Raw genomic sequence first — 10,934 nt, forward strand, 5'->3', positions numbered from 1 at the left:
GCTTGCTGCGGCTGCGGAAAAAGTTGGTTTGTGCGGCAACTGTTTTGCCCTCTCCCCAGCCCTCCCCCACGGGGGAGGGGGCGGTTTGCTGCGGATTTGTAGGATGTAGGTCGTCTGAAACCGCGTCCGCCGTATAAAAAATCGGACAGCCGTTCGTTATAAAACGCAAACAGCGCTTCATCATCGACCAGCACGTCTTGCTTGCGCGATTTGTGTTCGAGTTCGGTAATTTCCTTAATCAGCTTTTTGTTGTGGACAAAAAAATCCGCTTTCAAATCGCATTCCTGCGCCACTAACGCGCTGCGGATAAAGATTTCGCGTGCTTCTTCGGGGGCGATTCTGCCGTAGGACACAGGGCGGCGCGGCAAGACGGTCAGGCCGTAGAGCGTTACCCGTTCGCTGGCGATAACTTCGCCGCGTTTTTGTTCCCAGTGCGGCTCGAAATAGTGGTAGCGGACGAGGTGCGGGGCTTCCTGCTCAATCCATTCGGGCTGGATGGCGGCTACGTCGCGCGCATAAAGTTTCGTTGTTTCAACAAGTTCTGCCGCCATCACCCATTTGGGTTTGGCTTTGAACAGGGCGGAGGCGGGGAAAAGGTGGAAGCGGCTGCCGCGCGCGCCGGTGTAGTCGTTGCCGTCGGGTGATTTCATGCCGACGTTGGCGATGAGGCCGGTGAGCAGGGCGCGGTGGATTTGTTCGTAGCCCGCTTCTTTGGCGGCGCGGATTTGGGCGCGGTGTTGCTTTTTATCTAGTTGTTTTTGTTTGAGTTTGGCGGATAAGTCTTGGTCGCCCGCATTTTCAGACGACGTCAGTTGCTTGACTTCGGGAGACCGTCTGAAAGCGGCTTCCTTGGTGGTCAAACCCATTTCAATCGCGGTTTGGGCAAGCTGGTGGTGCAGCTCGCGCCACTCGCGCATCCGCAGGTGCGACAGGAAATATTGGCGGCACCACTGCACCAACTGCTTGTTGGACAAGCCTTTATCGCGCTCGCGCTGGAAACTGTCCCAAATGTTCAGATAGGCAAGGAAATCGGACTGCTTGTCAGTAAAACGCTCGTGCGCCTTGACGGCGGCATCGCGCGCTTCCAGCGGCCGCTCGCGCGGATCTTGAATCGACAGCGCGGACGTAATCACCAATATTTCCGCCATGCAGTCGTGCTTCTTCGCCGCCAGCAAAATACGCGCGATTTTCGGGTCGATGGGCAGGCGCGCCATTTGTTCGCCGAGTTTGGTCAGTCCGTTGTGTTCATTAACCGCCCCCAATTCCAACAACACCTGAAACCCGTCATTGATATACCGCGAGTCGGGCATTTCTAAAAATGGGAATGCCGCCACGTCGCCCAGTTTCAATGCTGCCATGCGCAGGATAACGGCGGCGAGGTTGCTGCGGATGATTTCGGGGTCGGTGAATTCGGTGCGGCTGTTGAAATCTTCTTCTGAAAACAGTCGGATACATACGCCTGCGGAGACGCGTCCGCAGCGGCCGGAGCGTTGGCGGGCGGCGGCTTGGGAGATTTTTTCGACATGAAGCTGCTCCACTTTTGCCCGCGCGGAATAGCGTTTGACGCGCGCGAGGCCGGTGTCGATGACGTATTTGATGCCCGGCACGGTGAGCGAGGTTTCGGCGACGTTGGTTGCCAACACGATGCGGCGTTTTGCGCCTGAGGGGTGGAAGATTTTGTGCTGTTCGGAGTGCGACAGGCGTGCGAACAGGGGCAGGATTTCGTCGTTGCGGCGCAGTGTGGATTTGCGCAGGGCTTCGGCGGCTTCGCGGATTTCGCGTTCGCCCGGCAGGAACACCAAAATATCGCCTTCGCCGTGTCGCGCCAATTCGTCCGCCGCATCGACAATCGCGTCGGTCAGCTCCACTTCTGCGTCGTCTTCGTCTTTGCTGGCCAGCGGGCGGTAGAGGATTTCGACGGGGTAGGTGCGCCCGCTCACTTCCAGCACGGGCGCGCCGTTGAAGTGTTGGGAGAAGCGTTCTGCGTCTATGGTTGCCGAGGTGATGATGACTTTCAAGTCGGGGCGGCGCGGCAGCAGCTGTTTCAGGTAGCCCAGCAGGAAGTCGATGTTCAGGCTGCGTTCGTGCGCTTCGTCGATGATAATCGTGTCGTAGGCGGCGAGATAACGGTCGGTCTGGGTTTCCGCCAGCAGGATGCCGTCGGTCATCAGTTTGACGCAGGCATCGCGCGAGGTGTGGTCGGTAAAGCGCACCTTATAGCCCACCGCACTGCCGATTTCTGATTTTAACTCTTCGGCAATCCGCTCCGCCACTGAGCGCGCGGCCAAACGGCGCGGCTGGGTATGCCCGATTAGCCCCGCCGCCCCGCGCCCGAGTTCCAGACAAATCTTGGGCAACTGCGTGGTTTTGCCCGAACCGGTTTCGCCGCAAATAATCGTTACCTGATTCTCGGCAATGGCTTTTTTGATTTCTTCGAGCTTTTCGTGAACGGGCAGGGTGTTGTCGAACTCGGGTTTGGGCAGTTTGGACAGGCGTTGCAGATAGAGGTCGTGCGATTTTTGGTATTTTTCTTCGACTTTGGACAAGCCGCCGTATTTGTTGGGATTTTTGAAGGCGGATTGCAGGAAATGGCGGTCTTTGGAGAGGGTTTGGGAGAAATCGAGATGGGGCATGGTACGGGCGGATGTCGGTGAGAATAAAAATGGTAGTATTATAGCAAACTGGCTTTGCCTAATCGGTATGGGTACTATGGAGACCTCTATTGCAGGCAGGCTGTATTGTTTAATGAAAAGGAATATTTATGAAAAAAGTTTTATGTTTGGTTTTGGCGATGAGCATGGGCAGCGTGGCATTTGCCGCGGAGTACAGAACGAAACAACCCATTGCCCACGACTGGCTGAAAATCAACGGCAATCAGTTCAATATTGAATCTGCCAACGAACGCGGGCATATATGTGGCGCGCAAGGGAAAATGGATAAGAATAAGGTTTGGAAAGATGGGGAAGGCTGCCAAATATCGTTCCAATTCAAGGGGGATGAGGTAAAAGTGGATGCCGAGGGCTGCGAAAATTATTGCGGCGCGGGTGTATCTTTCCCGTCGGAGTATTACAAACTGCCGCAGGTTTGTTCGCAACAAGGTGTCAAAAAGATGGAAAACCGTTTTCAGACGACCTTACGTTCAGGAAAATTCGAACAGGCTGCGGATATCAAACAAAATTATCTGAAACAGTGCGGCGACTTCCTTAATCCGATTGAAACAGTGACTGCCGCCAACGATGCTGCCGATGCTTACCGTCAGGCAAACAACAAAGCCGCCTGTATCCAAACTTTGGATGCGGTGCAGGATCATTATGAGAGCCAATTGTTGGATAAGGACTTGGTGAATAAGATTAATGTGCAGATGGAGCGTGACAAAGCTTTGCGCCAACAATGTAGCTGAACGCTGATAAAAAGGTTGTTAGAAGGTCGTCTGAAAAGTAAATGTGTACTTTATGACGGCCTTTATTATTGCCGTTGGTCGCAAAAAATGCTCGTTTGGCATATTTATTACAAAGTCATATTGTTTGTGCTTAGAATGCGTTCCTGTCTTCGTCAGATAACAATTTTAAGAACAAAATTATGAAAAAATATCTTGCTTTGATGTGTGTTGCAGCCCTATCTGCCTGCGGTGGCGGCAGCTCTTCCCCCAGTACGCAATCCACGCCGACACAGGCTCCAAAATCTGCCCAAGCCCTGCCCTCGGCAGACGCAGCTTCCGCATTGCCGGTAGCTGCAAAATCGGAAAAACCGGAATCCGGAAAACAATTTTTCAGCGGAAACAATGCTTCTGATTCCGCAGTGGCATTCAATCATGCCGATTGGAACAAGATTACCATCGAAGGCGTAGAGGTCGATCTTGCAGCCGTACAAGGCGAGAGTTTTAAAAACGGCTGGCGGGACAGCGTCGGCGGTTCGGAGAATAAACGCCTTGCCAATTTTGGCGGCAATTACGTCCTGCACCACAGTACACCCGATGCGGTTGCCGGCATCGTGAAGACCGAGTCGCAAAACAATTACGCTTTCTTCAACGGTAATTTTACCCGTGAAGCAGAAATGCCGAAAATCGGACAGGCAGTTTACGACGTATCGACCGTCAGCGTGCGCGGTACTCTGGCGCAGGCATACGGTACAGGCCGTCTGACTGCTGATTTCGAAAGCAAAAAAGTCAGTGGCAGCCTCGGCTATTTCAACAAAACGCTCACCGTTGATGCGGATATCAACGGCAACAGATTTTCTTCCGTCACCCCGACGGCAGAAATACACGGCGGTTTCTTCGGTTCCGCAGCCGCAGAGACAGCCGGTGTTTATCAGGTCGGTAAAATCGTAGGGACGTTTGCCGGCCAAAAACAATAAAAAGTGAAAGTTGCATTTACTTTTTTACAAGGGGTGCAGACACTCAAAATTTCACGACTTTCGGCATAAATATCAAATGTGTAGCAATGGCACGGTAAAGTTGGTCATCTTACGGGCCTTGTTACTCAAGCAGAAAGTATTTAAAAACGAAAAAAGCACAAAATTTTGAATCGTCGAACCACCTCAAGGGGAAAGGTCGTCTGAAAACGGTTTGGTTATCCGTTTTCAGACGACCTATTTTTATGGTTGGTCCGCAAAGGTAATGTTGAAGCGTTCACAAACAGTTGCAGCAAAAAGGAAGAGCGGTTTTGTAGCGATTCCTCTATATCGGTTACAATCCGTTTTTCTTCTCAAACCAATATTCCAAAGCACAAAATTATGCTGAAAATCATCTCCGCCAACGTCAACGGCATCCGCTCCGCCTACAAAAAAGGATTTTACGAATACATCGCCGCATCGGGCGCGGACATTGTCTGCGTGCAGGAACTCAAAGCGCAGGAAGCCGATTTGTCCGACGAAATGAAGAATCCGCACGGGATGCACGGCCATTGGCATTGCGCTGAGAAACGCGGTTACAGCGGCGTAGCGGTGTACAGCAAACGCGCACCTGACAATGTGCAAATCGGTATGGGCATTGAAGAATTCGACAGGGAAGGGCGGTTTGTGCGCTGCGATTTCGGCAAGCTATCGGTGATTTCGCTTTATCTGCCCAGCGGCACCAGCGCGCCGGAGCGGCAGGAATTGAAATACCGCTTTTTAGACGCGTTCTATCCCATGCTTGAAGCCATGAAGGCGGAGGGGCGCGATATTGTCGTTTGCGGCGACTGGAACATCGCCCACCAAAACATCGACCTGAAAAACTGGAAAGGCAATCAGAAAAACTCAGGCTTCCTGCCCGAGGAGCGCGAATGGATAGGCAAAGTCATCCATACGCTCGGCTGGACGGATATGTGGCGCACGCTCTATCCCGACAACCCCGGCTACACTTGGTGGAGCAACCGCGGACAGGCGTATGCGAAAGATGTCGGGTGGCGCATCGACTATCAGATGGTTACGCCCGAACTCGCCGCCAAAGCGGTGTCCGCGCATGTTTATAAAGATGAGAAATTTTCCGACCATGCGCCTTTGGTCGTGGAGTACGACTATGCTGCCCAATAAAGTTTTCGGCAAATACGATTGGAATGTGAACGGTAAAACCGGCATAGGCGCGGCATGGGTGGTTGCCGCGTTTGTACTGCCTATGCTGGTGTGGACGATATTCATGCTGGCGCGGATGTCCGGCTGGGTTGAAATGACCCGCGCCAATCCGCTTTGGGCAGTTGTGTGGCTGCTGTTTTCACTGCCCTGCCTCATGATTGCCGCCAAGTGTTTCGGTTGGAAAGGCTGGCGGTTGATTGCCAACATCCTGATCTGCCTCGCCACCTGTGCCGTTTTAAGCGTCCCCGCCGTGCTCTTGATTACCTTTACGCTCAACGATTTGCTCAAATAGGTCGTCTGAAATGCGAACTTTCGAACTCGAAGACCTAACGCTGTTTTTAATACGCGACGCGGACGAAGCAGAAATGTGGATAGACCGCTGGGCGGTCAGCTATCCCGTCGTCCAAACCGCTGCCGCTTCCGCCAATCAAAGCATCGCCCAATGGCAGGCAAATATTCAAACAGCGTTTGAAGGCATCAGCGGCGAACACATCGCCGTCGTCGTACACGGCGCAGGCGTATCCGCTTTTCTGGCGTGGCTCTACCAAACCGACATCCTGACACAGAAAAAAATCGTCAACATCATCCTTGTGTCGCCGCGTCCAGAAGCCTTCCCCGACGATGAAATACACACCTTCCAGCGCGTCCGTTGCCCCTGCCGCACCGCGCTTGTCATCGCCGAACAAAACGGCATGCTGCGCAACTGGGCGGAAGAACGGGCAAACCTGTGGAACGCCCGCCTCCTCCTGTCGCCACACTCTGGCACGCTCAACGGCGCACTCGGCGGCTGGCAATGGGGCATGAAGCTGATGCAGGAAATGCTCTTGAGTTGAACAAAACACTTGCAAGGATAAAACAGAAAAGGTCGTCTGAAACCGGAAATCAGGTTTCAGACGACCTTTTCGCAGGCAAGTAACAGTTTCGGGTAAAATACGGCGGTTTGCCAATCATCCGAAAGAAACCCATGTATTCCCTAGCCCGTAGCCTGCTGTTCAAACTCGATGCCGAAAAAGCCCACCATTTCACCCTCGACGCGCTCAACAAAGTATACAAACTCGGTTTGCTTCCGATTTCCGACAACCGCATCAAGCCCGTCAAACTCATGGGCATCAACCTGCCCAATCCGGTCGGACTGGCTGCCGGACTCGATAAAAACGGCGAATACATAGACGCATTGGGCGCACTCGGCTTCGGTTTCCTCGAAATCGGCACGGTCACGCCCAAACCGCAGCCCGGCAACCCGCAGCCGCGCCTCTTCCGCGTTCCCGAACACCAAGGCATCATCAACCGCATGGGCTTCAACAACCACGGCATCGACGCCATGATTCAAAACATCGAAAAAAGCCGTTATCAAGGCGTGTTGGGCATCAACATCGGCAAAAACGCCGGCACCCCCATCGAAAACGCCGCCGCCGACTATCTAATCTGCCTCGAAAAAGCCTACGCACACGCAAGTTACATTACCGTCAATATTTCCTCACCCAACACCAAAAACCTCCGCGCACTGCAAGGCGGCGACGAACTGAGCGCGCTACTCGAAGCCCTGAAAAACAAACAGGCGCAGCTTGCCGCCGCGCACGGAAAATACGTCCCGCTCGCCGTCAAAATCGCTCCCGATTTAGATGAAGCACAAATTGAAGACATCGCCCACGTCGTCAAATCCGTCGAAATGGACGGCATCATCGCCACCAATACCACCATCGACAAATCAAGCCTCGGCAGCCATCCGCTCGCAGGCGAGCAGGGCGGTCTAAGCGGCCTGCCCGTGCGCGAAAAAAGCAACCAAGTGCTGAAAATATTGGCGGAACACATAGACGGCAAGCTGCCGATTATCGGCGTCGGCGGTATTATGAACGGCAAGGACGCCGCAGAAAAAATCCGCCTCGGCGCAGCCGCCGTCCAAGTGTACAGCGGCATGATTTATAAAGGCCCGGCATTAGTGAAGGATTGTCTGGCAGCGTTGAAGTAAACACGATTTCCAACACAAAAGGTCGTCTGAAAACCGGTTTAACTGGATTTAAACGGTTTTCAGACGACCTTTTTAACGGAGATTCAGATCTCAATAACCTATTGAAGGATAAATTCCCAAACAATATTATTTGCTATTAAGAAACATAATATTTTTCTTTTAAAGAGGAATTGCTTGAAATAACCTGAAGTTGAGTCATACAAGATTTCTCCGCATTAAACTTTATCCGTAATGTCTGTCCCAGCTTTTTACCATCAGGACGGGGGCTTTACATAAAGCGTTACGATGTTTATTCAAATATATTCTCATAAAAAACAAGCAGTTTGGAGTGAGGTCATCAAATTACCTAAAAATGTCGGATTTCCAGCAAAACTTCCACTTGCCTGTTAATCAGGTAAAGAAATTATATTCAGTTTTAAATTAATCAACCAGATTATGAGAACAAATAGAGTTCCATAATACATTCCATACATAAAACTTCTCAATTGACTTGTTTTTCTTTCGGTATGAATAAACCCTCCAGAGAATAATAAACAAAATAAAAACATAAAATAAAAAAATGGTTCATGAATAAGTAGCATCAATAGAGTTATTGTCCATATTGCAGTATATATATAAAAATAATTAGGGAAAATATAATTTCTTTCAAAGAAATTCATATCTTTCATTCTTTTTCTCAGTTCCACGTCGTTTTTCCACTCAATAACAAGAAAAATAAAAAGAATGAATAAAGCAATACTTGGCAAGTAGATATTAATAATAGAATTGATGCCCATGTTTCAGTATATGAAGAAAATATAATGGTTTTTTGAATCCTAAACCCGAGATGGTATTTGAATCAGGATTGAGCTAATGCGTTTTTACGGTATTTGAAGGACAAAGCTCTAAAGCTTCCTCGGATCGGAGTGATGTAAACATATAATGTACTAGATCAGGATTGTTTGAATAGTATTTACTGACCAAATAAGGAGAGTTGTTTGAATAAAAATAACAATATAATTTACCGTTATCCAAAAAAGATTGTTTTTGGGAAGCAGGAATATTGAAGTTTTTTAAATATTCTATCCCTTTAGAAGTTATAGGATAAAGTTGGGAAAAGGGTATTTCATCTGCTTTATTTGCTTCAAAAATAACGATCATTTCATTTGTTTCAACAAAAGTCATCAAGAATATATTGCTGCTGCTTTTGGGAAAAATATCAATGTACCATGAAAATGACTTGGAATTTAAAAACTCAGCAGGAGTTTTGTAATAATTATCATCATGTTGATCATAGCTGAACATTAATATCAGAAATGGTATAAATATGATTGCAGATAGCGTGCCTAAAGAGATTAAAGCTAATTTAATAAATTTCTTCATGGATACACCTTTTTAAGGCGAATTGCAGTTTTAATCAAAGGACTATCACGGATAACTAAGAAAATTCAGTTCAAAGCAGACTTATTACTATGAGGAAAAGCCATTAAGCGCGTACAAATCAAATAGTTTATCGAAACGATTTGTTGCAGACGTTATTACTAGAGCAGTAGCCTACTTTTTGATCTGTATTTGATAGGTCATCTGAAAAAATTTCAGACGACCTTTGTGGGAGCTAGCTTTTAAATCCATCCTAGGTTTGCTTATGTATATAATGTTTTTGTTTAATGGATGATATTCAAAAATATATTCAAGAAATAAAAAATGTAATATTCATAAAAAAATTGCAGGTTCTTACTTGGTAGGTTTATTTAACATCATGTTGTAAAGAGAAATTTTCCTAGTTATTTATTAGAGGACTTATAAATATGTTTATTGTTTCATTTTATGAACGTTTGTAGTTTAAAGTTCTTTTTTGCAGTGGTTAATGATGTAGGACTACCAGCACCAGGGCGCTCAATTTGATAAGAAAATTCAACCTCTAAATGGAAATTATTCCGGCATGTTGGTTTTGGTAATCGTATCTTAACGTGTCCAATAATTTTGCGTGGTGAAAAAGGGTTTGCTCTAGGTTTTGTGAACCAATTATGTTCTTCTGCTTCATACATATAATTCCCAACTTTGAAAAATTCTTCTTTGAGAATATTGTGCTCATCATACAAAGTAGCTTTCCCTAGAAAATGTAAAGTACCATCACCAGTAGTAGGATGAGCTGCTGGAGTTGTACCTTCAGCATAAACAAAGACTTCTCCGTCTTTTACGCTAATCGTGCCATGTACCATTAAATGCCCATTTAGGCAGCCAATATTTTCAACAGGTAGACAATTAAGTGCAAATATCCGGAAAGGTTCGTTTAAATATTCAACATAAACACATTCTTTTTTTGAAATTGCTACTGTAACAACTTTATTTTTTTCATGAACCTCCTCTGATTCAAAGTAATCTAACGTGGTTTCCAGCAATTTAGGATTAATTGTATTTCCTTTAAAATTTTCTAATGGGTAAGGAATAATATAAGGCTGCTTACGCACTGGTATAGCATTCCCACCAATTAGTTTATACAACATAACTTCTTTAATATAACTATTTGCGGAATTTATTGGAATTTTACGAGTTTCATGTGGACCAATCATTCCATTGAGTCCTAAAGGTTGTTTTTTTAAGAACAAAATAGTACTTCCATTTCTATTATGTATTTTTAGGTCGTAGCATAATTTATGTTTTAAAACATTAGTTCTTACTTTAGCATATACACTAAAACTATACATTTTTTGTTTTTCCGACATTATTTGTTCCTTCTTTTTAGATGGTATTGAAATATTCATATTAGATATTATCTTCTGTGCCTTGTATTAAATGCACTTTAACTTTTTTGGGGTCATTCGAGTAAAAAATTTGAGTAAGACCATTCTTGTCTGTTTTTCCTCTAATTACCTGATAATCCTCTAGAAAAGCAATATAATCGGCGTTGATATAAGGATTTCCATGCTTATCTAAAAACTCATATCGTATATCGTATAATTCTTTTGTTAAAAATATGGGAAGTTGTAAATCATTAAAACTACTTGCCCCAGTCACCTCCATCGGCGCCTTCACCCTAACCAGCTTCGGACTCCCAATCTCCACCTCCCCGTTCGCCAGCTTGATATACGCCCCTTTGCAGGTAATCAGAATCTCTTCCTTCGCCGCAATGGTGATTTTTCCTGCGCTGCTGGTTAACGTTGCGTCTTTCAGCGCGTTCAGCTGCAACTCGTCATTCTGTGCCTGTACTTCCACTTTGCCCTGATTGGCCTGCACCTTGATGCCGCTGCTTTGCGCAAACAGGTTGAGGCTCTCTGCCGCATGGGCGGTCAGGCTTTGTCCGGCGGTGATGTCGGTATGGTTGCCGCTGATGAGGTGGATGTTTTCATTGGCGGTGTGCAGTTGGCTTTGTTGTGTCGCGGTGGCGATGCCGGCGGGGCGGTTTGGATCAAACCTGCCTCTTTCAGGTCTTTGA

General features: G+C 47.3%; 9 protein-coding genes and 1 pseudogene. 6 read left to right on the top strand and 4 right to left on the bottom strand.

Features of this window, described 5'->3' with window-relative positions; all coding sequences use genetic code 11:
* Window positions 1-2,633: pseudogene (gene hrpA / locus HMPREF1028_RS12260) on the bottom strand (ATP-dependent RNA helicase HrpA); the annotation flags it as partial.
* 128 nt (window positions 2,634-2,761) lie between these two features.
* On the opposite strand from hrpA, the gene HMPREF1028_RS12265 reads away from it, so the two are divergent.
* The 6 genes from HMPREF1028_RS12265 to HMPREF1028_RS12290 all read left to right on the top strand — a co-directional run bounded on the left by HMPREF1028_RS12265 (window position 2,762) and on the right by HMPREF1028_RS12290 (window position 7,519).
* Window positions 2,762-3,400, top strand: a complete 639-nt coding sequence (locus HMPREF1028_RS12265; RefSeq protein ID WP_009313103.1) for an acid shock protein — start codon at window positions 2,762-2,764, stop codon at window positions 3,398-3,400.
* Between the two features lie 179 nt (window positions 3,401-3,579).
* A complete protein-coding gene (locus tag HMPREF1028_RS12270; RefSeq protein WP_009313104.1) occupies window positions 3,580-4,353 on the top strand; it encodes a transferrin-binding protein-like solute binding protein in 774 nt (257 codons plus the stop codon).
* Window positions 4,354-4,731: 378 nt separating this feature from the next.
* Window positions 4,732-5,511 (top strand): exodeoxyribonuclease III, encoded by a 780-nt coding sequence (locus tag HMPREF1028_RS12275; RefSeq protein WP_003758273.1) that lies wholly within the window; start codon window positions 4,732-4,734, stop codon window positions 5,509-5,511.
* Window positions 5,498-5,842 carry a hypothetical protein gene (locus HMPREF1028_RS12280; protein ID WP_009313105.1) on the top strand — a complete coding sequence of 115 codons (345 nt, stop codon included), beginning with the start codon at window positions 5,498-5,500 and terminating at the stop codon, window positions 5,840-5,842. The genes HMPREF1028_RS12275 and HMPREF1028_RS12280 overlap by 14 nt, the downstream gene beginning before the upstream one ends.
* 10 nt (window positions 5,843-5,852) lie before the next feature.
* Window positions 5,853-6,383 (top strand): alpha/beta hydrolase, encoded by a 531-nt coding sequence (locus tag HMPREF1028_RS12285; RefSeq protein WP_009313106.1) that lies wholly within the window; start codon window positions 5,853-5,855, stop codon window positions 6,381-6,383.
* 131 nt (window positions 6,384-6,514) lie between these two features.
* Window positions 6,515-7,519, top strand: a complete 1,005-nt coding sequence (locus tag HMPREF1028_RS12290; RefSeq protein ID WP_009313107.1) for a quinone-dependent dihydroorotate dehydrogenase — start codon at window positions 6,515-6,517, stop codon at window positions 7,517-7,519.
* A gap of 849 nt (window positions 7,520-8,368) precedes the next feature.
* Here the strand turns inward: HMPREF1028_RS12290 and HMPREF1028_RS12300 are convergent.
* From HMPREF1028_RS12300 to HMPREF1028_RS15645, 3 genes are all read right to left on the bottom strand, one after another.
* Window positions 8,369-8,881, bottom strand: coding sequence for a hypothetical protein (locus tag HMPREF1028_RS12300; RefSeq protein WP_009313108.1), 513 nt, complete (start codon window positions 8,879-8,881; stop codon window positions 8,369-8,371).
* A 437-nt stretch (window positions 8,882-9,318) separates the two neighbouring features.
* Entirely contained in the window at window positions 9,319-10,224 is a 906-nt protein-coding gene (locus tag HMPREF1028_RS12305; protein ID WP_009313109.1) for a hypothetical protein, read from the bottom strand.
* Between the two features lie 40 nt (window positions 10,225-10,264).
* Window positions 10,265-10,934: DUF2345 domain-containing protein (locus HMPREF1028_RS15645; protein WP_009313110.1), on the bottom strand; the 670-nt coding region annotated here is incomplete at its 5' end.

This window comes from Neisseria sp. GT4A_CT1 (genome assembly GCF_000227275.1).
Classification (GTDB): domain Bacteria; phylum Pseudomonadota; class Gammaproteobacteria; order Burkholderiales; family Neisseriaceae; genus Neisseria.

Coding starts and splice junctions, on each gene's coding strand:
- HMPREF1028_RS12265 (WP_009313103.1), top strand. CDS start 2,762: ATGAAAAAAGTTTTATGTTTGGTTTTGGCGATGAGCATGGGCAGCGTG.
- HMPREF1028_RS12270 (WP_009313104.1), top strand. CDS start 3,580: ATGAAAAAATATCTTGCTTTGATGTGTGTTGCAGCCCTATCTGCCTGC.
- HMPREF1028_RS12275 (WP_003758273.1), top strand. CDS start 4,732: ATGCTGAAAATCATCTCCGCCAACGTCAACGGCATCCGCTCCGCCTAC.
- HMPREF1028_RS12280 (WP_009313105.1), top strand. CDS start 5,498: ATGCTGCCCAATAAAGTTTTCGGCAAATACGATTGGAATGTGAACGGT.
- HMPREF1028_RS12285 (WP_009313106.1), top strand. CDS start 5,853: ATGCGAACTTTCGAACTCGAAGACCTAACGCTGTTTTTAATACGCGAC.
- HMPREF1028_RS12290 (WP_009313107.1), top strand. CDS start 6,515: ATGTATTCCCTAGCCCGTAGCCTGCTGTTCAAACTCGATGCCGAAAAA.
- HMPREF1028_RS12300 (WP_009313108.1), bottom strand. CDS start 8,881: ATGAAGAAATTTATTAAATTAGCTTTAATCTCTTTAGGCACGCTATCT.
- HMPREF1028_RS12305 (WP_009313109.1), bottom strand. CDS start 10,224: ATGTCGGAAAAACAAAAAATGTATAGTTTTAGTGTATATGCTAAAGTA.